Origin of the sequence: Streptomyces sp. SID4985, assembly GCF_009863025.1 — a bacterium.
Taxonomy (GTDB): Bacteria; Actinomycetota; Actinomycetes; order Streptomycetales; family Streptomycetaceae; genus Streptomyces.
This window is the reverse complement of the sequence record NZ_WWIR01000314.1, coordinates 19,815-44,783: the sequence shown is the minus strand read 5'-3', so window position 1 is coordinate 44,783 and position 24,969 is coordinate 19,815. Positions and strand designations below refer to the sequence as shown.

Annotated in this window: 24 protein-coding genes and 1 pseudogene; 7 read left to right on the top strand and 18 right to left on the bottom strand. The window is 71.8% G+C overall.

Annotated elements, in window-relative coordinates; genetic code table 11:
• The 7 genes and pseudogenes from GTW40_RS12950 to GTW40_RS12920 form a co-directional block, all read right to left on the bottom strand.
• Window positions 1-909 (bottom strand): annotated as a pseudogene (locus GTW40_RS12950) (ATP-dependent helicase); the annotation flags it as partial.
• Between the two features lie 94 nt (window positions 910-1,003).
• Window positions 1,004-1,585, bottom strand: a complete 582-nt coding sequence (locus GTW40_RS12945; RefSeq protein ID WP_161178823.1) for a sugar kinase — start codon at window positions 1,583-1,585, stop codon at window positions 1,004-1,006.
• Window positions 1,582-2,727: an ROK family glucokinase gene (locus GTW40_RS12940; protein ID WP_161178822.1), complete on the bottom strand. Its 1,146-nt coding sequence runs from the start codon at window positions 2,725-2,727 to the stop codon at window positions 1,582-1,584. Before GTW40_RS12940 ends, GTW40_RS12945 begins: the two co-directional genes overlap by 4 nt.
• Window positions 2,728-2,847: 120 nt before the next feature.
• Window positions 2,848-3,639 (bottom strand): ATP-binding cassette domain-containing protein, encoded by a 792-nt coding sequence (locus GTW40_RS12935; protein ID WP_202485793.1) that lies wholly within the window; start codon window positions 3,637-3,639, stop codon window positions 2,848-2,850.
• Window positions 3,636-4,703, bottom strand: a complete 1,068-nt coding sequence (locus tag GTW40_RS12930; RefSeq protein ID WP_161180314.1) for an ABC transporter permease — start codon at window positions 4,701-4,703, stop codon at window positions 3,636-3,638. The genes GTW40_RS12935 and GTW40_RS12930 overlap by 4 nt, the downstream gene beginning before the upstream one ends.
• Window positions 4,700-5,716 carry a sugar ABC transporter substrate-binding protein gene (locus tag GTW40_RS12925; RefSeq protein ID WP_161180313.1) on the bottom strand — a complete coding sequence of 339 codons (1,017 nt, stop codon included), beginning with the start codon at window positions 5,714-5,716 and terminating at the stop codon, window positions 4,700-4,702. The genes GTW40_RS12930 and GTW40_RS12925 overlap by 4 nt, the downstream gene beginning before the upstream one ends.
• A 209-nt stretch (window positions 5,717-5,925) precedes the next feature.
• Window positions 5,926-6,663, bottom strand: coding sequence for a GntR family transcriptional regulator (locus tag GTW40_RS12920; protein WP_343245677.1), 738 nt, complete (start codon window positions 6,661-6,663; stop codon window positions 5,926-5,928).
• A 129-nt stretch (window positions 6,664-6,792) separates the two neighbouring features.
• Between GTW40_RS12920 and GTW40_RS12915 the strand changes: the two genes are divergently transcribed.
• Window positions 6,793-7,833, top strand: coding sequence for a Gfo/Idh/MocA family oxidoreductase (locus tag GTW40_RS12915; protein WP_161180312.1), 1,041 nt, complete (start codon window positions 6,793-6,795; stop codon window positions 7,831-7,833).
• 104 nt (window positions 7,834-7,937) lie between these two features.
• On the opposite strand, the gene GTW40_RS12910 is transcribed toward GTW40_RS12915, so the two are convergent.
• The 4 genes from GTW40_RS12910 to GTW40_RS12895 all read right to left on the bottom strand — a co-directional run bounded on the left by GTW40_RS12910 (window position 7,938) and on the right by GTW40_RS12895 (window position 10,249).
• Entirely contained in the window at window positions 7,938-8,294 is a 357-nt protein-coding gene (locus GTW40_RS12910; RefSeq protein WP_343245676.1) for an SMI1/KNR4 family protein, read from the bottom strand.
• 28 nt (window positions 8,295-8,322) lie between these two features.
• The gene (locus GTW40_RS12905; RefSeq protein WP_237525481.1) at window positions 8,323-8,757 is read right to left on the bottom strand and encodes a hypothetical protein; all 435 of its coding nucleotides are present in this window, start codon (window positions 8,755-8,757) and stop codon (window positions 8,323-8,325) included.
• A 328-nt stretch (window positions 8,758-9,085) separates the two neighbouring features.
• On the bottom strand, window positions 9,086-9,481 hold the full coding sequence (locus tag GTW40_RS12900; RefSeq protein WP_161180310.1) for a ribonuclease domain-containing protein: 396 nt from the start codon (window positions 9,479-9,481) through the stop codon (window positions 9,086-9,088).
• A gap of 141 nt (window positions 9,482-9,622) precedes the next feature.
• A complete protein-coding gene (locus GTW40_RS12895) occupies window positions 9,623-10,249 on the bottom strand; it encodes a dihydrofolate reductase family protein (RefSeq protein ID WP_161180309.1) in 627 nt (208 codons plus the stop codon).
• Window positions 10,250-10,462: 213 nt separating this feature from the next.
• Between GTW40_RS12895 and GTW40_RS12890 the strand changes: the two genes are divergently transcribed.
• On the top strand, window positions 10,463-10,987 hold the full coding sequence (locus GTW40_RS12890) for a nuclear transport factor 2 family protein (protein ID WP_237525480.1): 525 nt from the start codon (window positions 10,463-10,465) through the stop codon (window positions 10,985-10,987).
• 549 nt (window positions 10,988-11,536) lie between these two features.
• Here the strand turns inward: GTW40_RS12890 and alc are convergent.
• The 3 genes from alc to GTW40_RS12875 form a co-directional block, all read right to left on the bottom strand.
• On the bottom strand, window positions 11,537-12,658 hold the full coding sequence (gene alc / locus GTW40_RS12885; protein WP_161180308.1) for an allantoicase: 1,122 nt from the start codon (window positions 12,656-12,658) through the stop codon (window positions 11,537-11,539).
• A 120-nt stretch (window positions 12,659-12,778) separates the two neighbouring features.
• Entirely contained in the window at window positions 12,779-14,110 is a 1,332-nt protein-coding gene (gene allB / locus GTW40_RS12880; RefSeq protein ID WP_161180307.1) for an allantoinase AllB, read from the bottom strand.
• 70 nt (window positions 14,111-14,180) lie between these two features.
• Window positions 14,181-15,170 (bottom strand): DMT family transporter, encoded by a 990-nt coding sequence (locus GTW40_RS12875; RefSeq protein WP_237525479.1) that lies wholly within the window; start codon window positions 15,168-15,170, stop codon window positions 14,181-14,183.
• 304 nt (window positions 15,171-15,474) lie between these two features.
• Here GTW40_RS12875 and GTW40_RS12870 point away from each other — a divergent pair, with 304 nt between their 5' ends.
• A complete protein-coding gene (locus GTW40_RS12870; protein WP_161180306.1) occupies window positions 15,475-16,086 on the top strand; it encodes a nucleotidyltransferase family protein in 612 nt (203 codons plus the stop codon).
• A gap of 7 nt (window positions 16,087-16,093) precedes the next feature.
• On the opposite strand, the gene GTW40_RS12865 is transcribed toward GTW40_RS12870, so the two are convergent.
• Window positions 16,094-16,471: a hypothetical protein gene (locus GTW40_RS12865; RefSeq protein WP_161180305.1), complete on the bottom strand. Its 378-nt coding sequence runs from the start codon at window positions 16,469-16,471 to the stop codon at window positions 16,094-16,096.
• 116 nt (window positions 16,472-16,587) lie between these two features.
• Here GTW40_RS12865 and aceB point away from each other — a divergent pair, with 116 nt between their 5' ends.
• A complete protein-coding gene (gene aceB, locus GTW40_RS12860; protein WP_161180304.1) occupies window positions 16,588-18,213 on the top strand; it encodes a malate synthase A in 1,626 nt (541 codons plus the stop codon).
• A 15-nt stretch (window positions 18,214-18,228) separates the two neighbouring features.
• On the opposite strand, the gene GTW40_RS12855 is transcribed toward aceB, so the two are convergent.
• From GTW40_RS12855 to GTW40_RS12845, 3 genes are all read right to left on the bottom strand, one after another.
• Entirely contained in the window at window positions 18,229-18,537 is a 309-nt protein-coding gene (locus GTW40_RS12855) for a SelT/SelW/SelH family protein (protein WP_161180303.1), read from the bottom strand.
• Between the two features lie 64 nt (window positions 18,538-18,601).
• Window positions 18,602-19,516 carry a HipA family kinase gene (locus tag GTW40_RS12850; RefSeq protein WP_161180302.1) on the bottom strand — a complete coding sequence of 305 codons (915 nt, stop codon included), beginning with the start codon at window positions 19,514-19,516 and terminating at the stop codon, window positions 18,602-18,604.
• Between the two features lie 15 nt (window positions 19,517-19,531).
• Window positions 19,532-21,067, bottom strand: coding sequence for an IucA/IucC family protein (locus GTW40_RS12845; protein ID WP_161180301.1), 1,536 nt, complete (start codon window positions 21,065-21,067; stop codon window positions 19,532-19,534).
• Between the two features lie 290 nt (window positions 21,068-21,357).
• Here GTW40_RS12845 and GTW40_RS12840 point away from each other — a divergent pair, with 290 nt between their 5' ends.
• Genes GTW40_RS12840 through GTW40_RS12830 form a run of 3 tightly spaced genes read left to right on the top strand, consistent with a single transcriptional unit; the run spans window position 21,358 to window position 24,953 of the window.
• Window positions 21,358-22,875: an IucA/IucC family protein gene (locus GTW40_RS12840; RefSeq protein WP_161180300.1), complete on the top strand. Its 1,518-nt coding sequence runs from the start codon at window positions 21,358-21,360 to the stop codon at window positions 22,873-22,875.
• Window positions 22,876-22,884: 9 nt separating this feature from the next.
• Complete coding sequence (locus tag GTW40_RS12835; protein ID WP_161180299.1) at window positions 22,885-24,153, top strand: VWA domain-containing protein; 1,269 nt, start codon at window positions 22,885-22,887, stop codon at window positions 24,151-24,153.
• Window positions 24,153-24,953: a hypothetical protein gene (locus tag GTW40_RS12830; protein WP_161180298.1), complete on the top strand. Its 801-nt coding sequence runs from the start codon at window positions 24,153-24,155 to the stop codon at window positions 24,951-24,953. Before GTW40_RS12835 ends, GTW40_RS12830 begins: the two co-directional genes overlap by 1 nt.
• The last annotated feature ends 16 nt before the right edge of the window (window positions 24,954-24,969 follow it).

Genomic DNA, 24,969 nt, shown 5'->3' with positions numbered 1-24,969 from the left:
CGCCGCGCGCCGTACGGCGAGGGCGGCGTCCACACGCGCGCGGGGTCCGAAGGCGGTGTCGGCCTCCCCCGCCCACAGGGCGGCCGCGTCCGTGACCAGGGTGGGGTCGGCGAGGCTGTGCACCTGGACGACGGCCGCGCCCGCCGCGCGCGAGCCGCTGTCGTCGCCCGCGTCGAAGACCGCGTACGCCGAGAGGTCCAGGCGCAGCGAGATCCGTACGCCCGCGTCCATGCCCGCGGCGACCTCGGCCGCCCAGTCGTGGGCGCCGGGCAGCGGCTGGGGTTCGCGGGCGGCGAAGGGGCGGCCGCCCGTATGCGGGGCGGCGGGGGTGCGGGGCAGGGTGTCGGCGACCGCGTCCAGGAAGGAGCGGACCAGGGCCTCGGGTTCGGGCAGCCGGAGCGGGCCCTCGCCGGGCAGCGGCACCGCGTGGCCCTCGGCGGGCAGGGCGGCGGCGACCGCGCGCAGGTGCGCGATGTCGTCGGGCTCCAGCGGGCCCGCGCGCCAGGCGTCGTGGCCGCTCGGGGTGAGGCCGGGCAGCAGTCGTCCCCGGGCGGCCAGGCGCAGGGCGTGCAGCGCGGCGGCGCCCCAGCAGACGGTGGCGGGGTGGGCGGCGGCGTCGTGCCGGGCGTTGGCGAGCAGGGGCAGCGCGTCCATGAGCGGCAGGGTCAGCGCGGGGACCTGGCGGCGCCGTACGGTCGCGCCATGGCGGCGTACGACAGTGAGCTCAGTGATCGTCCCGCTGGAGCCGTCCGGCTCGGGGAGCGGGGTGCCGTCGGGCGACCAGAGGGCGATCCGGCCCTCGCGGGGCAGGGGCGCGGGCAGGTAGAGGGTGGCGAGGTACGCCGGAATCCGGCCCCCGATCGCCTCGGAGTACGCGCGCTCGCTCAGCACGGCCGTGCCGCCGTCCATACGTCCTGTCACCTCCCGCCCGTGTGTCGGACCAGTTGTCTCCGACTGTACGGGCGGGGTCTGACAATCGGCTCCGGCGAGGGCCGGGGCCCTGTCACGGCACCGTGCGGGAGACCGCGTAGACCATCGGGAACCGCGGGTCGGAGAGGTTGACGACCACGTCCTGGGTGGGCGCCGGGTTCTTCTGGGTGCGGCTCACGCCGACCCAGGGGCCGGGGCCCGCGAAGTTCCAGCCGGAGACCTTGCGGTCGCGGGCGCCGATGGTGAGGTCGCCCTTCTTCAGTTCGTCGCGGCGCAGGCCCATGGTGGCGAGGAAGCTGTCCAGGCCCGCGTCGTTGGTGCGGAACTGCACGTAGAGGCGGCTGGTCTTCCAGTTGTTGGTCTCGTAGTAGGCGAGGTAGTCGGCGGGGCGCGGGACGGCGACCTGGTAGAGGCGGCGCTGCACCTTGGAGGGCCAGCCCGGGGTGAGGCCGGTGGCCGAGTACTTCGCCTCCTTGTCCTTGCCGCTGTCGCGGCTCTGGTTGGCGGAGATCACCAGATAGCCCGCCGGTACGCCGATGAGCAGCACGATGATCAGCAGCGTGAGCGCGCGGCGGCGGACGCGGTGGCCGGGGTCCTCGGCGGGGGCGTGCGGGGTGTCCGGTGGCGCCGCCTGGTGCGGCAGCGAGGTGGTCATGCGGTGTCCTGGTCCCGGCGGCCCTGGACGTACCGCTCGTAGCGTTCGTGCCGCTCGACCCGGCGGCGCTTGGCGCGGCGGAAGCGGCGGGCGACCAGGCGGGCGAGGTCGGCGGCGCCGACCATGCCGGCCTCGGGGCCGAGCTGGGCGCGGGCGATGCGGGCCTCGGGGCGGTAGCCGCGCCCGGTGAGCTGGCGCTTGAAGGCGTCGCGCGCGGGGCCGATGAGCAGGTCGTCGGCGGCGCTGACGCCGCCGCCGATGACGAAGCAGGAGGGGTCGAGGGCGGCGGCGAGGTTGGCGATGCCGACGCCGAGCCACTGGCCGATGTCCTGGAGCAGCTCGATGCACATCGCGTCGCCCTCGCGGGCCAGCTCCGTGATCATGGGCCCGGAGATGTCGCCGATCTGGCCCTTGACGTGCTCGATGATGCCGTAGGCGACGGGCGAGTCCGCGGCGGCCAGCTCCTTGGCCTCGCGGACGAGCGCGTTGCCGGAGCTGTACTGCTCCCAGCAGCCGCGGTTGCCGCAGGGGCAGCGGTGTCCGCCGGGGACGACCTGCATATGGCCGAACTCGCCCGCGACGCCGAACTTGCCGCGCTTGACCTGGCCGTCCTCCAGGATGGCGCCGCCGATGCCGGTGCCGAGGGTGATCATGACGAGGTGGTCCTCGCCGCGTCCGGCGCCGAAGCGCCACTCGGCCCAGGCGGCGGTGTTGGCGTCGTTGTCGACGAGCACGGGCACCGACAGACGGCTGGAGATGCGGTCCCTCAGCGGTTCGTTGCGCCAGGCCAGGTGCGGCGCGAAGAGCACCCGGTTGCGGTCGGCGTCGACCCAGCCGGCCGCGCCGATGCCGACGGCGTGCACGTCGTGCCGGTCGGAGAGGTCCAGGACCAGTTCGACGATGGTGTCCTCGACGACCTTGGGGCTCTTGGACTTGTCCGGGGTCTCCGTGCGGAGCTTCTCCAGGATGTTGCCGTCGGCGTCCACGACGCCCGCCATGACCTTGGTGCCGCCGATGTCGATGCCGACGGTGGGCACGCGGGGAGCCGTGAGATGCGAACGGCGTTCCCGGGTGCCGACGGTCCGCAGTACGGGCGCTCGGCGGGAACCGATGGGGGCCGTGAGGTCGCGGTAGGTGCTCATCGTCGTCGATTCTGCCTCAACGGGCGAGGTACATGGTGTCAAGGCGGGATAAGGGAGCGCGGGTGACCATGGACGCCGCGGAAGCGGCCATGGACGTCTCGGACGCGCTCCCCGCCCCCGTCAGCCGCGCTGGAGTTCGTGCACCAGGGCGTCGAGGTCGGCGCCGCCCGCCATCTGCTTGGTCAGCTCGTCCAGGGTGATCTCGTCACGTGTGTGATTACCCACCATGGTGCCGCGCCGCAGCAGTACGAACCGGTCGCCGACCAGGTACGCGTGGTGCGGGTTGTGGGTGATCAGCACAACGCCCAGGCCCTCGTCCCGGGCGGCGGCCACATATTTGAGGACCACACCGGACTGCTTGACGCCCAGTGCGGCGGTCGGCTCGTCCAGGACGAGGACCTTGGCGCCGAAGTGGACGGCGCGGGCGATGGCGACGCACTGGCGCTCACCGCCGGAGAGGGTGCCGATGGGCTGGTCCACGTCACGCAGGTCGATGCCCATGCGGAGCAGTTCGGCGCGGGTGGTGCGGCGCATGTGCTCGATGTCGAGGCGGCGGAAGGGGCCCCGGCCCCTGCGCGGCTCGGAGCCGAGGAAGAAGTTCCGCCAGACCGGCATCAGGGAGACGACGGCGAGGTCCTGGTAGACGGTGGCGATGCCCCGGTCCAGGGCGTCGCGCGGGGAGGTGAGCCGGGTCTCCTCGCCCTCGACGCGCAGGGTGCCGCCGTCGTGGCGGTGCAGTCCCGCGATCATCTTGATCAGGGTGGACTTGCCCGCGCCGTTGTCGCCGAGGACGCAGGTGATCTCTCCGGCGTGGACCTCCAGGGAGACGCCCTCCAGGGCGCGGACGTTGCCGTAGTGCTTGCTGACGTCGGTCAGCTCGACGAGCGGCACGCGCTCCTCGGTCACGGTCATTTCGTGGCCTCCGCACGCTTGCGGACCCAGGTGTTGAGCAGGGTCGCGAGGAGGAGCATCGCTCCGAGGAAGAACTTGAACCAGTCGGGGTTCCACTCGGCGAAGACGATGCCCTTGCTGGTCATGCCGAACAGGAGCGCGCCGACCGCCGAGCCGACCGCGCTGCCGTAGCCGCCGGTGATCAGGCAGCCGCCGATGACGGCCGCGATGATGTAGATCAGCTCGTTGCCGACGCCCTCGCCGGACTGGACGGCGTCGAAGGAGAAGAGCAGGTGCTGGCCGGAGATCCAGGCGCCGAAGGCGACGCCCATGTAGAGGCCGATCTTGGTCTTGGCGACGGGCACGCCGACCGCGCGGGCCGCGTCCGCGTTGCCGCCGACGGCGAAGATCCAGTTGCCGACGCGGGTGCGCAGCAGCACCCAGGAGGCGACGGCGACGAGGGCGAGCCACCACAGGATCGTCACCTTGAAGCCGACACCGCCGACGGTGAGCGTCGAGGCGAAGAGGGCGCGGGCGCTGGGGAAGCCCTCCATGTCGGCGATGGTCTTGGTGGAGACGGTGCCGTCGATCAGCTTGGTGAAGCCGAGGTTCATGCCGGTCAGCATCAGGAACGTGCCGAGCGTGACGATGAAGCTGGGCAGCTTGGTGCGGGTCAGCATGAAGCCGTTGAAGGCGCCGATCGCGAGGGTGACCAGCAGGGACACGCCCGCGCCGACCCAGACGTTCGCCGTCATCTGGTAGCTGAACATCGAGGAGATCAGCGCGGACGACGTCACCATGACGCCCGCCGAGAGGTCGAACTCGCCGCCGATCATCAGCAGGGCCACGGGCACCGCCATGATGCCGATGGTCGAGGAGGCGTAGAGGACCGTGCTGAGGCTCGACGCGTGCAGGAACCCTCCGGCGACGCACGCGAAGAACACGAAGACGGCGAGCGCGCCGACGACCGAGCCCAGCTCGGGGCGGGCGAGGAGTTTGCGCAGCGGGGAGGTCCGCAGCAGGCGTTCGTCGGCCGACGGACTGTCGGGGCCGGGCGGCGCGGGGGCCGCGGTGTTCACGCTCATCGGGTGCCCCGCTCGGTGTACTCGGCGAGCGCGGCGGCCTGGTCCTTGGTGATGATCTGCGGCCCGGTCAGGACGGGCTTGCCGCCGCCGAGCATGTCGCCGTTGTACTTGTACAGCCAGAGCAGGTCGATCGCCTCGTAGCCCTGGAGGTAGGGCTGCTGGTCGACGGCGAAGCCGAGGGTGCCGTCCTGCAGCTCGGCGGCGACCTTGGCGTTGAGGTCGAAGGTGTCGATCTCGGCCTTGCTGCCCGCGTCCTGCTTGGCCTTGGCGGCGGTGTCCGCGTACGGCGCGCCCAGGGTGACGACGGCGTCCACGGACCGGTCGGCCTGGAGCTTGGCCCCGATCGCGGACTGCACGTCGGGCATGTTGGTGCCGTTGACGTAGAGCTTCTGCACGGTGCCGTGGAAGGTCTTGGCGACACCGTCACAGCGCTGTTCATGGCCGACGTTGCCCTGCTCGTGCAGGATGCACAGGGCCTTCTTGCGGCCGCGCTTGTTCAGCTCGTCGCCGACAGCCTCACCGGCGATGGTCTCGTCCTGGCCGACGTGGGTGAGGGCGCCGAACTTCTCGGAGTCGGCGGAGCCGGAGTTCACCGTGACGACCGGGATGCCGGCCTTCTCGGCGCGGGCGACCGCCGCCTTGAGCGCGTCGGGCTTGGCGAGGGTGACGATGATGCCGTCGACCTTCTTGTCCACGGCGGCGTCGACCAGCTGCGCCTGCTGCTGGGCCTCGTCGTCGTGCGAGTACAGGAAGTTGATGTTGTCCTTGATCGCGGCCTGCTTGGCGCCGCTCTGCACGATGTCCCAGAAGGTGTCGCCGTCTCCGGAGTGGGTGATCATCGCGAAGGTCCAGCGGGGGGTGTTCACCGCCGACCTGCCCTGGGCCGCCGCCGCCTTGCGGGCGTCCTCGGCCCGCTTGCCGCCGGTGCTGCTACAAGCGGCGAGCGACAGACAGGCGATCACACCGAGTGCCCCTGCCATCGCCGTGCCCACCCGGGTCCGAAACCGTGCCACGAGGCCGTGCTCCTTCTTGCGTGCGTACTGACCGTGCTCCAACGTGCGAGAGGGGCGGGCGCGACTCCGTCGGTTCGTCCCGGCGGCGCCGTCACCTGCCCCAAACACTTCAGTATCGAACATACGGAACACTCGTTACATGCCCGGGGCACCCATTACGGTTACTTTGTCCGGACATACGGACACATACGCACGCGAAATCCGGACGCTCAGGACCGGACGAGGAGCTGGAATTCGAAGGAGTAGCGGGCCGGACGGTAGACGTGGTCGCCGTACTCGACGGCACGGCCGGTGTCGTCGTACGTGGTGCGTCTCATGGTGAGCAGGGGGGCACCCTCGGCCTCGGTGAGCCGTTCCGCCTCGGCGGGGACGGCGGCGCGCGCGCCGATCGACTGGCGGGCGCTGTGCAGGGTGATCCCCGCCGCGCGCATCATCCGGTAGAGGCCGGTCGCCTCCAGGCGGGCGGTGTCGAGGTCGAGCAGGCCGGGCGGCAGATGGTTGACGAGGTACGCCATCGGCTCGCCGTGTGCGAGCCGCAGCCGCTCGACGCGGTGGACGTCACTGCCCTCGGGCAGCCCGAGCGAGGCGGCGACCTCGGTGGACGCGGGCACCGTCGTGTTGACGAGCACCTTGGTCGCGGGGCGCTGCCCGGCCGCCTCCAGGTCGTCGTAGAGGCTGCTCAGCTCCAGCGGGCGCTTGACCTGGCTGTGCACGACCTGGGTGCCGACGCCCCGGCGGCGCACCAGGAGCCCCTTGTCGACCAGCGACTGGATGGCCTGGCGGACGGTGGGCCGGGACAGGCCGAGCCGCGCGGCCAGCTCGATCTCGTTGCCGAGCAGGCTGCCCGGGGTGAGCGCGCCGCGCTCGATGGCGGCCTCCAGCTGCTGGGAGAGCTGGAAGTACAACGGGACCGGGGAGCCGCGGTCCACACGGAGGTCGAGCGCCACGGTCGGGTCCACATCTGGTTTCGGCACGGGCCCGAGAGTAGTCCGGTGCCCGGTTGACGGGAAGTCGTGAAGTCCGATTGTCCGGACATACTGATTGACAAGTACAGGACGGCCCTCCACTTTGTTTCCATGCGCATCGGGGTCATCGGTACGGGCCGCATCGGCACCATCCACGCGAACACGCTCAGCCGCCACAGGGAGGTCGGATCGCTCATCCTGACGGACACGAATCCGTTACGGGCACAGGAGTTGGCACACCGCCTCGGCGAGACGGCGGCGCCCGGGGTGGACGAGGTCTTCCAGTGGGGCGTGGACGCGGTGGTGATCACCACGGCGACGTCCGCGCACGCCGAGCTGATCGGCCGGGCGGCCCGCTCGGGTCTTCCGGTGTTCTGCGAGAAGCCGATCGCGCTCGACCTGCCCGGCACCCTGGGCGCCCTCGCGGAGGTCGAGGCCGCCGGAACGGTGCTCCAGATGGGCTTCCAACGGCGCTTCGACGCGGGCTACGTGGGCGCGCGCGAGGCGGTGCGCTCCGGCAGACTCGGGCGTCTGCACACCGTGCGGGCGCTCACCTCCGACCAGTCCCCTCCCCCGCCCGAATGGCTGCCGCTGTCCGGCGGTCTGTTCCGGGACACCCTGATCCACGACTTCGACGTCCTGCGCTGGGTGACCGGGCGCGAGGTGACCGACGTCTACGCGAGTGGCTCCGACGCCGGGCCGCCCATGTTCCGCGCCGCCGGTGACGTCGACACCGGCGCGGCGGTCCTCACCCTGGACGACGGCACCCTCGCCACCGCGACGGCGACCCGCCTGAACGGCGCGGGCTACGACGTCCGCATGGAACTGGCCGGGGAACGCGACACGGTCGTGGTCGGCCTGGACGACCGCACCCCGGTCGCCTCCACGGAACCGACCGGACCACCCCCGTGCGACAAGCCGTGGAGCGGCTTCTTCGAGCGCTTCGGCTCGGCCTACGAGGCCGAACTGCGCGCCTTCGTGGAGGTGGTCCGGGGCGAACTCCCCAACCCGTGCGACGGCCGCGAGGCCCTCCAGGCCCTGCGGATCGCGGAGGCGTGCGAGACGTCACGACGCGAGCGGCGGGCGGTGGCGCTGGCGGAGGTGCCGGACCGGTTGGGGGCGCCTTACGAGGGGAGCGCGCTCAGGGTGTAGAGCCCGTGGCGGACCCCCTGATGCCACGGTTCGTCGCACCGGCGACCAGGGGGCTCCGCCGGTTCTGCCTCCGTACAGGTCGCAAACGGGCCCCGCGGACCGGCCTACAGAGATCCCGGCTCGCCGTCGGCGACGAACCGTGTCAGGGATCGTTCCAGCAGTTCCAGAAACCGCCGCAGGTCATCGGCCACCTTGTCGAGCTCCGGTTCGTCCAGCGACGCCGTCCGCATCCGGTGAACCTGCCCATCAGGGCCCACGACGTAGCAGAGGCCGCCGCCGTTCGAGCCGATGACCAGACCGTGGGCCTCCTGATCCGCGCCGACGTCGACAGCGCCGTACTCCTGGAGTCGCAGGAGTACGTCACTCGCCGGGTCGAGGAAGTAGCCGTTGCCGACGTCCGCCCAGGTGACGTCGCCGATGCTGTCGTAGAAGGTGACCAGATCAGCCGGTACGGGACTCACCACCGTCCAGGCCGACTTCAGCCGGACCTCATCTCTGCCAGAGGAAGGCGGCCTCGCTACAGGGGTGGCAGTGAAAGACGTAGCCGCGGCCGCATCCGCCGAAGTTGGCGGAGGTCGCGAAGTCGGCTCCCTCCTCGAGTTCGGCCGTGAAGGTCATTCGGGTCGCGCAGGAGGGACAGTCGGGGGTCTCGTCGTTCTGGATCCAGTCGGGTTCGCCACCCAGCCTCCCCAGAACCGGCTCCGCGGTGGGGACGTCGGCCGGGTGGGGGCGCAGGGCGGTCACCGCACCGAGCGTCGTGGCGCCCTCGGCGGGGACGGTGGCCGCCGAGAGTCCACCTGTGAACACGAAGGCGCGGTTGGCACCGGCGGCAGCGTCCCAGTCGTCACACATGCCCGGGTCGTTCTGGCAGAAGAAGACCGCGACCACCCCCGCGTCGAGGGGCAGGTGAGCGAGGAACTGCATGGGCTCGCCACACTCACGGCAGTCCGGCCACACGAATCCCTCCGGGACGAGTGGCACTCCACCCGTACGCAGTACGGGAGCGTCAACCATGGTTTCTCCGCCATTGACCAGCAGCATGACCGAAGTCTACGAGCGCGCGGAGTTGCGAACTGGTCGAGCGTGCCGAGGAGTACCTGGTCACCGAGGGCCACCGGCCCGTCTCACCCTCGCCGGATGTCCGGCAGGCGCCACCAACTGCCTGCCGCAGCCCCTCCCCGGACGCAGACCCGCCCAGCGACCCCAAGGGTGGGGGGAGGGGTCGCCGGGCGGGTCGTGTGAGGGGGGAAGGTCAGCAGCCGAAGTCGATCAGGTCGAACGTGGCGTAGTGGTCGGAGGTGTAGTAGTCCTCCTCGTACGCCTTGCCGGTGACGATGCGTCGGGCGCCGCGGGTGGATTCGCCCGGGGTCTTGACCGTGTACTCGTGGTAGTAGCCGGACGACTGGCTGGGCAGGACGCCTTCTCGGTTCTGGAAGACGACGCCGTCCTGGGAGTAGGGGAACGGGCCGCCCTGGTCGATGAGTTCCAGGGTGTCGTAGGCCTGCGAGGGCAGGTCGCCGTAGCAGATGCTGCCGACGGACGCGGTGGCCGCGTCCGCCGTGCCGGTGGCGACCGTGCCGCCGACAAGGAGCGCCGAGAGCAGCGCGGCGGCGGCGCCGATGCGAGACGTTCGTGGGGGGAATCTCATGCCCTCATGATGACGCGCGTAGACGTGGGCATGTCAATGACAAGGGTGTGGATTTTCCCGTCAGGTCCGATGAGTTCTCGGGAAGTTAACCTGCCCAGAGAGGGCCTTTCGGCCCCCTCCCACGCCTCGCGCGGCGGCGCCTCACGCCTCGTCGGACAGCTCGAAGCTGCCGTACTCGGGGTCGCCCGCCACGTCGTACGTCTGGATGGAGACACCCGTGCTGGTGACGCGGCCCGCGGTGTGGCGGAAGCGGGTGGGTACGGCGCCCTCCGCGAAGAGGCGGCGGCCCGCGCCGAGCACGACCGGGAAGGTCGCGAGGTGGAGGGTGTCGAGGAGGCGGAGGTTGACCAGGGCGCGGACCAGGGCGCCGCTGCCGTGGATCTGGATCTGCCCCTCCGTGCTCTCCTTGAGCGCGCGGACCTCCTTGGCCAGATCGCCGGAGAGGACAGTGGTGCGGTGCCAGGACGGGTCCTGGAGGGTGGCCGAAACGACGTACTTCGGGAGGCCGTTGAGCTTCGCCGCGATCAGGTGGTCGGGGTCGGTCACGTGCGGCCAGTACGCGGCGAAGATGTCGTAGGTGTGACGGCCGAGCAGGAACGCCTCGGGGCCCGCGAAGACCTCGGTGATGAACTCGCCGAAGTCCGGGTCGGAGAACGGTACGGTCCAGCCGCCCTGGGCGAAGCCGCCACTGGTGTCCTCTTCCGGGCCGCCGGGCCCCTGGTACACACCGTCCAGGCTGACGAAGACGGTGGAGACGAGCGTGGCCATGAGGTGCCTTCTTCCGATGCCGGGGCCGTCGGCGGCTGGGGGCCGCCCATGTCAACGGTGCAGACCCCGGCTCGGCGCGCAACTCATCGGTGGCCGGAGCGGGCATGTCGGCAGGGCCGAGGAGAACAACGGCCCCGATAACGCACCCACCGTGTCCAGTCACACCAAGAAAGGCCGATATAGCGCCCCACGGCCCGGAAATTCCGTAGCATCATGAGCGGAAACTCGTCCGGCGGCCCGGAAAGGACCGACATGGCCTCCATGAACGACGATCTTCTCGCCACCATCGCGGCGGAGCGGGAGATCTACCGGACTTTCTACACGTTCTTCCGGCTGGTCGATACGGGCCGGTACGAACAGCTCGTCGACTGCTTCACCAAGGACGCCCTGATCGAGTACGACGTGATGCCCGGCCCCACCCAGCGCTTCCATGGACGCGACGAATTCACCGCCTTCATGTCGGCGGGGCGGTCCCGGCGGTGGGAACCCACGGTCGCCCACGTCCTCGGCCAGACCCTCATCGAGTGGACCGACAAGCGACCCCACCTGCAGGCTTACGCCACGGTCTGGCACTGGAACGCCACCCGCACCCTCGACGGCCGGCCCCGCCCCGCCGACTGGACCGTGGTCGGCCTCGTGGAGGACGACTTCGAGCAGGAGGACGGCCGCTGGCTCATCAGCCGCCGTCACGTGGCCCCGGTGGCGGGACTCGTCGCGGCGGGAACGGGGCCGATGTAGCGCACAATTATCTGGACATTCGAAAACTGTCACTGATGTTCCGAAACAAGCATTCTCCGTGCCGCCGGAGAATTTTTACGATGCCGCCGAAGAAATGACGGCCTGTTCCCAGAGGTCCAGCCCCGCACGAAGGAATTCACGCACGGCCTCGGTCTCCTCCTCCGTCCACGCTCCGTCCCCGGCGGCCGGTTCCAGAGCCTCACCGCCGAAGATCTTCTCGTAGGTGCTGTCGTGGATCGACCCCTGCGGGGGCAGAGGTGGGTCCGGCCTTCAGGCTGTGGGAGAGGCCGTCGAACGACCCACCAACGCACCATCTCCAGATCGAGCGGGTCTCCGTCCTCCCGGACGAGCTCCCAGCCGTTGCGATCACAGTATTCCTGCACTGCGTCGAGGTCATGGAAGGTGAGAAGTCGTCCGAGTTCGTCAGTTGCCGCGGCGACACTCGCCGTGCGGGTCATCCTGCCTTCGATGATCACCGTGTGACGACTGAGATTCAGGTGGAAGCGCGGCGGAGTGACGTTCCCGGGCGGCGATACAAGGGTGTACGGCTCAGCCGCCCAGTTCCCGGTGGCGCGCCGCGAGTTGGGACGCCCCCGTCTCCGTGAGCGAGCCGAACAGACGGAGCCGGGAGATGCCGCCGTCGGGGTAGATGTCCACCCGCGCGTGCGTGCCGACGGCCGGGGCCGGGAGGACGAAGCGGTGGCGGGTGTCGGGCTGGAGGCGGGTGCGGGGCAGGAGTTCGACCCAGTCGGCGCCTGAGCTGTCCTCGCCGTCCCGTACCGACACCGACGCCCACCCCGCACTGTTGCCCTTCAGACACGCCGTGTCGATCTCGACCGCCCGGATCTCCGACTGGGCGGTGAGGCGGTAGGTGATCCAGTCGTGGCCCCGGTCGCGGCGCCGACGCGTCTCCCAACCCTCGTCCATACGACGGGAGTTGCCCGGAAGGATGGTGTGGGCGGGTGGGGAGTAGAAGCGGTCGGAGGCGTCCTCGACGCGGCCGCCGTTCTCCAGGGCGACGACGTCGAAGGTGCCGAGTGCCGCGAGCCATTCAGGGTCCGGGGCGACCTCGCCGTACACCCGCAGCCGGGCGATTCCGCCGTCGGGGTGCTGGTTGAGGCGCAGGTGGGTGAAGCGCTGCCGTGCCGACACCTCGAAGCCGTTGGCCGCGTGGCCGCCGACCGGGGTGCGCGGGACGAGCGTCGTCCACTTCACGTCGTCGCCGAGGAGTTGCTCCGGTGACGGGGTGCCGGGCACCGAGGCGGCCTCGACGGAGACGGCCTCGGGGTGGTTGCCCCGGAAGTGGGCGGTGTCCACGACGATCCCCCGGATCACCCCGGGCGCGCCGAGGCGGATCAGCGCCCAGTCGTGGTCCTCGGCGGTGGGCCACGGGTGCCCGGCGTCCGTACCGCGCCGTCGCCGGGTCTCCCAGCCGTCCATCACCTTGCCCTTGTGGCCGAAGTGCCCGGGGTCGAAGACGGCCCGGCCGGGCGTGAGCAGGTTCTCCCGCTCGGCGAAGAACTCGTCGTTCGCCGCGACGACCCCCGCGCCGAGCCGCCGGTCGGCGAGGTCGGTGTACGTCGTGAAGGGGAAGTCGGCGGTGCGGTAGTCGGCGTAGGGGTCGCCGCCGCCGAACGGGGCTGCGGGTCCGGTGAATCGGGGCGCCGTCACTGGGTTCCTTTCACTGACGCGGGGGCTCAACGTGAACGCGGGGGCTCGTCGTGGACGCGAGGGCTCGTCGTGGACGCGAGGGCTCATCGGTACGCGGGGGCTCATCGAGTACGCGGGGGCTCATCGAGTGCGGGTGAGGAGGCGGCCTCTCGGCTCGGTGAACTCACCGTTCGCGTACACCCGTTCGCCGCGCAGCCAGGTCGACTTCACCACGCCGTGCAGCGTCCTGCCCGCGTACGCGGTGACCGGGTTGCGGTGCTGGAGCCGGGCCGGGTCCACGGTGAAGGTCTCCTCGGGGGCGAGGACGGCGAAGTCGGCGTCGCGGCCGGGCGCGATGGCGCCCTTGCGGTCGAGACCCGCCAGGGCGGCGGTGCGCGCGGACATCCAGCGGACCACGTCCGCGAGGCCGTGGCCCCGGCGGCGCGCTTCCGTCCACACCGCCGGAAGGCTCAACTGGAGCCCGGAGATGCCACCCCAGGCGGTCGCGAAGTCCGGTGTCTTGAGGTCGGCGGTGGACGGCGAGTGGTCGGTCACCACGCAGTCGATCGTGCCGTCGGCGAGCGCCTGCCACAGCAGGTCCTGGTTGGCGGCCTCGCGGATGGGCGGGCAGCACTTGAACTCGCTTGCCCCGTCCGGGACTTCCTCGGCGGTGAGGGTGAGGTAGTGCGGGCAGGTCTCCACGGTGAGGCGGACGCCGTCGGCCTTGGCGGCGTCAATCAGCGGGAGCGCGGCGGCGGAGGAGAGGTGGAGTACGTGCACCCGTGCATCCAAGCGGCGTGCCTGCTCGATGAGTTGGGCGATGGCCTCGGTCTCGGCCGCGTGCGGCCGGGAGGCGAGGAAGCCCGCGTACGCCGTCCCGGCGGGGGCGTCGGCGAGCCGGGTCGGGTCCTCGGCGTGCACGATCAGCAGACCACCGAATCCGGCGATCTCCGCGAGCGAGCGGGCCAGTTGCTCCCGCTCCAGGTGCGGGAACTCGTCCACGCCGGACGGCGACAGGAACGCCTTGAACCCGAAGACTCCCGCCTCGTGCAGCGGGCGCAGGTCCTTGACGTTGCCCGGCAGCGCGCCGCCCCAGAAGCCGACGTCGATGTGCGTACGGCCGTGCGCCGCGGCCCTTTTGACGTCCAGGTGGGCCGTAGTCGTTGTCGGCGGCAGGGAGTTGAGCGGCATGTCCACGAGGGTGGTGATGCCCCCGGCGGCCGCCGCGCGCGTGGCGGTGCGGAAGCCCTCCCACTCCGCCCGGCCGGGATCATTGACGTGCACATGGGTGTCGACCAGGCCGGGCAGCAGCGCGTGGTCACCCAGCTCCTCCAGCCGGGTCGCGTCCGGGAGCGGCGCGTCGTGCGGCAGCACCGCGGTGACGGTCCCGGCGGCGACGGTGACCGTGGCGGCCCGCACCCCCTCCGGCGTGACGACGCGCGTCGAACGCAGCGCCAGTTCGGCGTCGGACACCCGGACCCCTCTCGGCCGTCGACAGGCGGTTCACATTCCGGAAACGGGATTTACGCCCATGTAACGGAATTCAACGTTCTGTTGAAGGAGTCTTCATGGCGGGCGGTGCGGCGTCAAGGGTGCGGGGGTGTGGCGACCGCGCGTCGGCCGCGGGGCGGTGTTCGGCCGCGCGGCGGCCCCAGGTGGTTCCGGCGAGCACGAGGACGGCACCCAGGTAGCCGAGGGCGCCGGGGTGGTCGCCGCCGAGGGCGACGCCGATGACTGCGGCCCACAGGGGTTCGGTGCCCTGGAGGAGACTGACGCGGGAGGGGGAGCTTCGGCGTACGGCCCAGAGCTGGATGAAGAAGGCGAACAGGGTGCACATGACGGACAGGTAGAGCAGGTTGACCCACTGGGCACCGGTGAAGGACGTCGCCAGCTGCCACGGGCCGGTTCCGCTCATCGGGGACAGGAGCGCGAAGACGGCGACGGCGGTGGACAGTTGGACGAAGGTGAGCGCCGCGTCGTCGGTGTCCCGTACGGCGGGGAGTCGGTGAATCACCAGGACGTTGACCGTACGGGCGACGGCGGCCAGCAGCATGAGCAGGTCGCCGAGGGAGGGCGCGGTGAAGCCGGTGCCCTGGGTGAGCAGGGCGACGCCGAGCAGGGAGAGCGCGGCCGCGGCCAGGAAGGACCGGCTGGGTGGGGTGCGGTTGAGGGCGGCTTCGGCGAGCGGGGTGAAGACCATGGTGAGGCTGATGATCAGCCCGGCGTTCGTCGCCGAGGTGTGGACGACGCCGTAGGTCTCCAGCAGGAAGATGGCGGCGAGAATCAGCCCCAGGACGCCTCCGCCGCCCAGCTCACGTACCGTCAGCCGCCGCATCGCGCGTCGCGCCACGAGGCCGAGGAGCGGGACGGCGATGAGGAAGCGCAGCAGGAGCAGGGTGATGACGGTGTCTTCACGCGTGATGTTCTTGGTGGCCAGATAGCTGGAGCCCCAGACGATGGCGACCAGCAGTACGGGGCCGTCGGTCAGCCAGGCTCTGCGGGAGCCCGGGGTGGTGGCGGGTGTGGTGGGCATGGACTTCTCCCGGTGTGGGCGGACCGGACCCGGGCGGTGGTACCGGTCGGCCGGGTGGCGGGGGTGGCCTTGGCGGGGCGGGGCATTCGCCGCCGAGCAGCGGGCCAGGACTCGTCGCACACCCCAGCGACCCCGTTGTGGCTGAAGCACCCAAAGATCAACTTCGGAGGGCCGACGCTACAAGGAGTCGGCGGCACACGCCCCGGTGACAATGATCACTTGGAGGATGGGTGGGCCGTGACTCCTGGGGACATCCGATCCTCCGGACGGGACATGGATGCCGGACGCCGGGTATGCAGGACGCATGACCCGGACCCCCCAGACCTCCCACGCCGACCTCGCCGGTCTGCTCCTCGCCGCCGGCGGGGGCAGCCGGCTCGGCGGCCGTCCCAAGGCGCTGCTGCCGTACCGGGGGCGGCCCCTGGTCGAGCACGCGGCCGGGGTACTGCGCGCGGCCGGGTGCACGCCGGTCCATGTGGTCCTCGGCGCACAGGCGGCCGAGGTCCGCGAGCGCGCCCGGCTCGACGGCTGCGTCCTCGTCGACAACCCCGACTGGCCCGACGGCATGGGCTCCTCCCTCCGCGCCGGACTCCGCTCCCTCGCGAGAACGGGCGCGCGTGCGGCCCTGGTGAGCCTGGTCGACCAGCCGGGCATCGGCCCGGTGGCGGCCGCGCGGGTCCTGGCCGCGTTCCAGGACGAGCACTCCCTCGCGTCGGCGGCCTACGACGGCGTACGAGGACACCCGGTACTCCTCGGCTCCGCGCACTGGCCGGGCATCGCGGCGACCGCCACCGGCGACCGGGGCGCGCGGGCCTATCTGCGGGACCACACGGCGGACATCCGGCTCGTGGAGTGCGGGGACGTGGCGGAGGCGTACGACATCGACACCGAGGCGGACTTGGACCGGCTGCGGTGATCGGCGATCAGCGATCGGAGACCGGGTGCGCGCCCGGGGGCCACGTCCCGGCGCGGACGATGTGCTCCACGATGCGCAACGCCTCCCCGAGGGGCACGGTGTCCGCGTTCGAGTACGCGTCGTGCTGCCCGTTGGCCGACACGAACCCCGCACTCGACCCCCGGGCTTCCGGGTCCACGGCGTGCTCGCCGGGGTCGCCCTCCTCCGCGAGCAGCATGACCATGGCCCGCTCGGTGTTCGTCAGCACCGCCAAGGACCGGCCGGACGAACCGACCAGCCACGTCTCAAGGCGTCCACGGCCGATCCGCGCCCGGAGAGCCTCCCGAACCGTCTCGGCCGCCACCGGAGCGGTGCCGTCGTCGGCGATCACCCAGGACTCGATCATGGTCACGACGATCTCACGCCCCGCCGAAGATCCCCCACCCGTTGAGGTTCCCCCGGGAAAAACCTACGATCCGCATCTCAGAAGCGACCGTCCGTGAGTTGAGGAAGTGACCGCTCATGTCCGCACCCGCGTCGTCCCCGCCCACGGTCGTGGATGCTCCGTCGCTGCCCCGGCAGGAGGAGGTGCTGACCGGGGAGGCGCTGGCGTTTCTCGGGGAGTTGCACCGGCGTTTCACTCTCCGGCGGGACGAGCTGCTGGCGCGGAGGGCCGGGCGGCGGGACGAGATCGCGCGGACGGGCACGCTGGACTTTCTGCCGGAGACGGCGGACGTGCGCGCGGACGAGGACTGGCGGGTCGCCCCGGCGCCGCCCGCGCTGGAGGACCGGCGGGTGGAGATCACCGGCCCCACCGACCGCCGGATGACGGTGAACGCGCTGAACTCGGGCGCCCGGATCTGGCTGGCCGACTTCGAGGACGCCTCGGCGCCCACCTGGGAGAACGTGGTCCTCGGGCAGCTCAACCTGAGGGACGCCTACGCGCGCCAGGTCGACTTCACGGACGAGCGCACCGGGAAGTCGTACGCGCTGCGCCCGGACGAGGAGTTGGCGACCGTCGTCATGCGGCCGCGCGGCTGGCATCTGGACGAGCGGCATCTCGTCGGCGCCGACGGCACTCCGCTGCCCGGCGCCCTCGTGGACTTCGGGCTGTACTTCTTCCACAACACACGGCGGCTGCTGGAGCTCGGCAAGGGGCCGTACTTCTACCTGCCGAAGACCGAGTCGCACCTCGAAGCCCGGCTGTGGAACGACGTGTTCGTGTTCGCACAGGAGTATCTCGGCGTCCCGCGCGGCACCGTACGGGCCACCGTGCTGATCGAGACGATCACGGCGGCGTTCGAGATGGAGGAGATCCTCTACGAACTCCGCGAGCACGCCTCGGGGTTGAACGCGGGCCGCTGGGACTATCTCTTCTCCCTCATCAAGAACTTCCGTGACGCGGGACCGGAGTTCGTGCTGCCGGACCGCAACGCGGTCACGATGACCGCGCCGTTCATGCGGGCGTACACCGAACTCCTCGTCCGCACCTGCCACAAGCGGGGCGCGCACGCGATCGGCGGGATGGCGGCGTTCATCCCGTCCCGCAAGGACGCGGAGGTCAACCGGGTCGCCTTCGAGAAGGTGCGCGCGGACAAGGACCGTGAGGCGGGGGACGGTTTCGACGGCTCCTGGGTGGCGCATCCGGACCTGGTGCCGATCGCCCTGGAGTCCTTCGACAAGGTGCTCGGTGACCGCCCGCACCAGAAGGACCGGCTGCGCGAGGACGTCCGGGTGACGGCGGGCGACCTGCTCGCGGTCGGCACGCTGGAGGCGCGGCCGACGTACGGCGGCCTCGTCAACGCCGTTCAGGTGGGCGTCCGTTACATCGAGGCGTGGCTGCGCGGTCTGGGCGCGGTGGCCATCTTCAACCTGATGGAGGACGCGGCCACGGCGGAGATCTCGCGCTCGCAGATCTGGCAGTGGATCAACGCGGGCGTGGAGTTCGAGAACGGCGAGCGGGCCGTGCCCGAGCTGGTCCGCTCCATCGCCTCCGATGAACTCGGCGCCATCCGGGATGAGTTGGGCGAGGACGCGTTCGCCGCGGGCCGCTGGCAGGAGGCGCACGACCTCTTCCTCCAGGTGGCCCTGGACGCGGAGTACGCGGACTTCCTGACGCTGCCCGCCTACCGGCACCTCAGAGGCTGACCCCAGAGGCTGGCCTCAGGGGCTGACCCCGGGGGCCGGGTCGCCTCCCTTGTCCGAGGGACCGTCCGAGTGGCCGAGGGAGCGGCCCGGGGCCACCCGGTCGCGGACCAGCCGCTTGACCGCCGTGGGCTCGGGGAAGCCCTGCTCGCGGCGGTCCCAGACCACCTCGTCGTCGACCCGGACGACGAAGACGCCGCCGGTGCCGGGCTTGAGGGCCAGCTCGGTCAGCTCGCTCTCGAAGGTGGTGAGCAGTTCCTGCGCCAGCCAGGCCGCGCGGGGCAGCCAGCGGCACTGGGTGCAGTACTCGATCACGACACGGCTCATCGTGGCCCCCTCATCGCAGATGCGCCGATCACTGCGGACGCGCTGATCGCTGCGGACAAACCGGTCATTGGAGATGCACCGACCAGTCCTGTTTCGCCGCCGGTTTGCCGTGCAGATCGGGAACCGCCTTCAGCCAGTCCGGACGGCCCCGCTGGGTACGTGCCGCGCGCGCGGCGTCCTCGGCCGCGATCTCCTCGCGGCTGGGGAAGTCGGTGGGCAGCCACTGCTCGGACAGCCGGACGCGGTCGAGGAGGTAGTCGACGTAGGCGGCGCGCACGTCGTCCGGGGTCGCGAAGCCCGCGTCCTCGGCGAGCCAGGCGTCGGGCACCTCGGCGACGACGCGGCGCAGCAGTTCCTCGGTCACCAGCGGGGCCAGTTCGGCGTCGGCGGCCCGTACGTCGGGGCCGTAGGAGCCGAGGGCGTGGTGGCGGAAGTCGTACTTCTTGCCGGGCGCGGTGGTGTCCCAGCGGTGGTGGAAGACGAGGGCGGCACCGTGGTCGATGAGCCACAGGCGCGGGGGCACGGTACCGCGGGTGGGCCAGAGCATCAGGTTGGAGCTGTGGACGGTGCGGTCCACGTTGGCGGTCAGCGCGTCCAGCCAGACGATCCGGCCCGCCTCCAGCGGGTCCACGGGGAAGTCGCGGGCCAGCTCGGGGGTGAGGTCGACGGCGCCGGAGAGGTAGTCCATGCCGAGGTTCACGCCCGCGCTGGCGCCGTGCAGCTCGCGTACCTCCTGGTGCGGTTCGTCGGCGGCGATGGCCGGGTCGAAGTGCACCAGGACCAGTTCGGGGAAGCGCAGCCCGAGCGCGCGGGCCAGCTCCCCGACGATCACCTCGGCGACCAGGGCCTTGTGTCCCTGGGCGGAGCCGGTGAACTTCGTGACATAGGTCCCCAGGTCGTCGGCCTCGACGACTCCGGGTACGGAGCCTCCGGACCGCAACGGGGTCACGTATCGGACGGCGGTCACCTCGCGCAGCACACCGGCAAGCCTAGATCAAGCGTCGGTGTGCCCGTCGGCCAGTGGCGGGTGTCCGTCGGCCAGCGGGTTGGGCAGCGGCAGATAGCGGGCGTCGGCGCCGTCCGCCCCGGTCCAGCGCAGCAGCAGGTTGGTCTTGCCCGGCAGGCTGGGCGCCGTCAGCAGGGCCGGGATCTCCGGCAGGGCGTGGCGGGCCAGTTCGCGGCGGACGGCGGGCCAGGGGTCGAAGCCGGGGTGGCGTTCGGCGAGGGCGGCGGCGATCTCGGTGAGGTTGTTGACGACCAGGCAGTACACCAGCCGCTCCCAGCCCGCCGCGCGGGAGACCTCCGGCAGGAGCTTCGCCCCCTCGGCGTCGCGGAACAGCGCCTGGACGGGTGTACCGGCGGCGTCCACGGCGACCAGGGTGTTCTGGAGGTGGGCCTCCAGGACGACGCCGTGGGTGTCGAAGGCGGTGAGCGCGGGCGGGACGACCGCGCGGAGGTAGGCCGTCCACCAGGCGCCGGGGTCGGGCGTGGAAGCCAGCGGGTCGCCGTCGAAGCCCTCGGCGAGCCCGGCGGCGAGCAGCGGGGTGGCGCCGGGCAGCACATGGTCGCGCAGGCCGTCGCGGACGAGGACGGCCAGTTCCTCGAAGGCGAAGGCGGCGGTGCGGTAGCCGCGGTCGCTCAGCCAGGCTGCGGGGCCGTCCATGGTCGCGAAGGCGCCGGTGGCCGCCTCGTCGGTGCGGCGGAGTCTGGCCAGGTCGTGGCGCCACAGGCGGCGGATGTCGTTGGTGATGCGGACGTCGAGGCTGAACTTCAGGAACAGATCGCGCTCGGGCTCGTACACCGTGCGGACGGCGGCCGTCGGCCACACCACGAAGGGCGTCTCGCCGAGCCGGACCAGGCGCCCGTCCTCGAAGGCGGGGGTCAGTTCGCGGGCGAGGAGGTCGAGCTGCCAGGGGTGGGCGGGCAGCAGCCGGTAGCCGGGCGGGGCGGTGCCGAGGGCGTCCAGGGCGCCGGTGTCGCCCTCCTCGGCCACCTGGTCCTCGCGGACGCCGAGCAGGGTCAGTGGGAAGCGGCCATGGGCCTCGGGGGCGTAGCGCAGCCAGGCGGCGGCCGGACCGCCGCCGCGCGCCTTGGGGGCGGGGTGGTGGGGGTGGCCGGTGATCAGCGACTGCTCGGAGCGCAGATACGGGTCCTCGGGCGCGACGGTGCGGGCGCGGGCGGTGAGCAGCGCGGCGACCGTGTCCCGGCTGTCGATCATCTCGGCGGGCAGGTCGCCGCCGGTCAGTCCGGTGTGCCGACGCAGTTCCTCCGCGACGAGTTTGACCAGTTCGGTGTGGCCGACGCGCTGCCACTGGTCTCCGGTGCGCACCTCGGGGCAGGCCGGGCGGCGGCCGGGGCGCACGCGCAGCAGCCGTCCGGTGCCGGGCAGCCGGTGGACGGGCCACTCGTCGGGGTCCGGGAGCGGCGTGGCGACCTCGCGGAGCAGGCAGTTGAGCAGGGGCGCCGCCGCATAGGCGTCGGCGCGCCGGCCGACGTCGTCGGTGTGAGGCTGGAGGTCCACGCGATCCATTCGTTCGTACTCGTCGGGCTCGTCGGCCCGTCGGGCTCGTCGTACTCGTCGGGCCCGTCGGGGGCCCGTGCCGGGGCGCCGTCGCCGGGCGGCTGTGCGGGCCCGGCTCCGGGCGCCGGTCGGGCGTTGTGCTTCGGTGTCCTCGCGGAGGGCACGGGCGTCGTCGCCGGTGTCCTGGACGGAGGGCGGACCGCGCCGTCCGCCGGTTCGCGTGCGGGGGCCGGTCGCGTTCAGTATGGCTCGCGTATCCGACAATCGTGCTCTGAGCTGCCCGTCCCCGAGGAGCCGACGTGTACCACTCTCCCACTGCCGAGGCCGAGATCGCCGAGGAGCTGACCGCCGTACGGCCCGCCCTGCTCGGCAGATACGCGGCCGCGCTGCAGGGAGCCCGGGCGGCGGTGCTGACCCGGCTGTGGCGCGCGCTGGTCCACGAGCCGCTGCCCTGGATCACCGGCCGCGCCGCGGACGCCGAGGGGCGCACCCTGCGCCTGGCCGACGGCCGGGCGCTGCGCGGCCCGCACTCCGATCCGTACGCCACCGGCGACCACGTCCGCACGCTATGGCTGGACCGCGAGCGCTACGACGACCCCGCGCGCCTGATGACCGACCTCGCGGTGCCGCACGCGGCCGCCTTCGCCACCGAACTCGCGGGCAGCGTGGCCTCGCTGGCCCTGTCGCGGGCGAACGCCGAGGCGTCCGGGGAGGAGTGGCCCGCGCACGACTGGGAGTGGGAGCAGCGCGTGGTCGACGGCCACCCGTACCACCCCAACTGCCGTTCCCGGCCCGGCTTCTCGGTGGCGGACCAGCTGGCGTACGGCCCGGAGCACCGGCCGGTGGTGTGGCTGGGCACGGTGGCCGTACCAGCCTCGGAGTGCCTGGTGTCGGGCGACTGGCCCGAGGAACTGCGGGCCGGGGGCGATCTGTTGCTGCCGGTGCATCCCTGGCAGGCGGCGCATGTGCTGAAGCGGTCGGCCGAACCCTGGCGCGCGGCCCACCCGTTGATGGCGCTGCGCACGCTGGCGGTCCCGGGCGGCCCGCATGTGAAGACCGCGCTCAGTGCCCGGCTGACCTCCTCGGTGCGGGACATCTCCGTGTACTCGGTGAAGGCGTCGGCCACCCTGTCCTCGTTCGCGACGGAGCTGGCCGCGCGGACCGACGGTCTACTGCACGTCACCCGCGCGCTGGGCGCGGCCACGGCCCGCTCCCCCGACCTGGCCGCGCAGTTGCGGGAGTCCCCGGAGACGTACGCGGGTCCGGGTGAGCGTGTGGTGCCGGTGGCGGCGCTGGCCGCGACGGAACTGCCCCGGTCGGCCGAGTGGATGACCGCCTTCACCCGGCTCGCGCTGACAACCGGGCTGCGGCTGCTGGACCTTGGCGTCGCGCTGGAGGCGCACGGACAGAACCTGCTCGTGGTGCTGGGCGCGGACGGCGCCCCGCTGCGGCTGGTCTACCGCGATCTGGCGGACATCCGGATCAGCCCCGAGCGGCTGGCCCGGCACGGCATCACACCGCCCGCGCTGACCGGGCGGCTGATTTCGGACGACGTGAACGTGTTGCGGCACAAACTATTCGGCTCGCTGGTGGCGGGTGCGCTGGCCGCGACGGCCGGTTCGGGTCCGGCGCTGGCCGCCGCGCTGCGGGGCGCGTTGCCCCACCTGTCCCGTACGCCTGATCTGGCGGCCCTGTGCGACGAGCCGCTGCCCGCCAAGGCGTTGACGCTGATGCGGCTCTCGCCCGAGACGCCGGGCGACCAATGGGCGGCGCTGCCACACCCGTTCGTTTTGGAGCGCGACGCATACGGTCAATAGGATCCGCCGATGATCAGAAGACATCGGCTGGCGACGGGCGTCTGCGCCCTGCTCGCGGCCCTGGGAGCCGGGATCGCGTTTCCCGGCGGCGCTGTGGCGGACGAGACGGAGCCACAGACGGCGGCCCCGAAGGTCGAACTCGTCCTGGACGTCAGCGGTTCCATGCGGGCGCGCGACATCGACGGCGGCACCAGAATGGCGGCGGCGAAGCAGGCGTTCGACGAGGTTCTCGACGCGACGCCCAAGGAGGTGGAACTCGGCATCCGCACCCTGGGCGCCAACTACCGGGGCAACGACCGGAAGACCGGCTGCAAGGACACCGCACAGCTCTACCCGGTGGGCCCGCTGGACCGGACCGACGCCAAGACTGCGGTGGCCACGCTCTCGCCGACCGGCTGGACCCCGATCGGCCCCGCGCTGCTGAAGGCCGCCGACGATCTCCAGGGCGGCGAGGGCACCCGCCGGATCGTCCTGATCAGTGACGGCGAGGACACCTGTCAGCCGCTCGACCCGTGCGAGGTGGCCCGCGAGATAGCCGCCAAGGGCATCGGGCTCACCATCGACACCCTGGGCCTGGTGCCGGACGCCAAGACCCGTGACCAGCTCAGCTGCATCGCGGACGCCACCGGCGGCACCTACACCTCCATCCAGCACAAGGAAGAACTGTCCGACCGCGTCGGCCAGTTGGTGGACCGCGCGGCCGACCCGGTGGTGACCCCGGTGGCCGCCAGCGGTGCCGACTCCTGCTCCGCCGCCCCGACGCTGAAGTCCGGACTCTTCACCGACCGCGAGGAGTTCGGCCGGCAGCGCTGGTACAAGGTCGACGTGCGGCCCGGCCAGGAGCTGCGCGCCTCGGTGAGCGTCGCGGACGACCGCGCCGTCTCCCCCGACTACGGCGTGCTGCTGCGCGCGGTGACCGCGAGCGGCCGCGAGATCGTACGCGGCGAGGCGGCCGGTACCGGCCGCACGGACGTGGTCTCCACGGGACTGCGCTACCCCAAGCCGGAGAGCGACGACGACACCGCGACCACGGAGTCGGTGTGCCTCCAGGTCACCAACTCCTTCTCGGCGGCGCCGGGTGTGAAGACCACGCCGGGTCTGCCGCTGGAGCTGACGGTGGACGTGGTGGACGGGCCGTCCGCGGCGCACGACGTCGCCGCCTTCGGTCTCGGGCGCGGCTGGTGGCTGCTGGGCGCGCTGGTGCTCACCGGTTTCGTCGCCGGTCTGCTGTGGGGCTGGCTGTCGCGCTGGCGGGTCGCGGTCTGGAGGACCAACTGATGCGTTTCACCCATGTGTTGAGTGTCGCCGCCCTGGCGCTCGGGCTCGCCGCCGCCCCGGCCGCGGCCGACTCCTCCCCCTCGCCGAACGCGTCGTCCGACGCCAAGGCGCCCACCCAGGCGGGCACGTCGTTCCGTACGGCGGCGGAGATGGACCAGGGGCAGACGGCCACCGCGTCCGGCTCCACCAGTGACTACTTCTACTGGTCGTTCGCGGCGGACGCGGGGCAGCGCCCCACCGTGCGGGCGACGGTGAAGCTGCCGCAGGCCCATGACGCCCAGACCTGGCAGATCGACGTCTACGACGGCCTGCGCCGCCGCCAGGCGTGCCAGTACGGCGCGGCCTCGCGCACCGCCGCGCAGGACGCGTCCTCGGTCGAACTGGCCTGTGTGCTGCGCACGGTGCGGGCCTGGTCCGACCCGTGGGCGAACGACCCGCTGCCGGGCACGTACTACATCCGCCTGACGGTGCTGAACCTCTCCTCCGCCGACCTCGGCAAGCCGGTGCACGCCGAAGTGCGCGCCGACTCCAAGGACATCGGTGGCGTGGCGGCGGTCGACGGCTCGCTGTCGAAGCCGCTCGTGCCGGGCATCGCGGTCAAGTCCCAGGCGGAGGAAGACGGTTCGAAGTCGGCCGTGCTCTCCGGCATCGAGCCGGACGACGGCTGGTCCTCCAACTGGTGGTCCGACCGCTGGGTGTGGACCGCGATCGGCGGCGTGCTGGCCGCGCTCGCCGGTATCGGCGGGTACGCGCTGACGCGCGGCTCGGGACGGCCGTACCGGGTGCCGCCGGGCGCCTGAAGTCACCAGTAGCAAC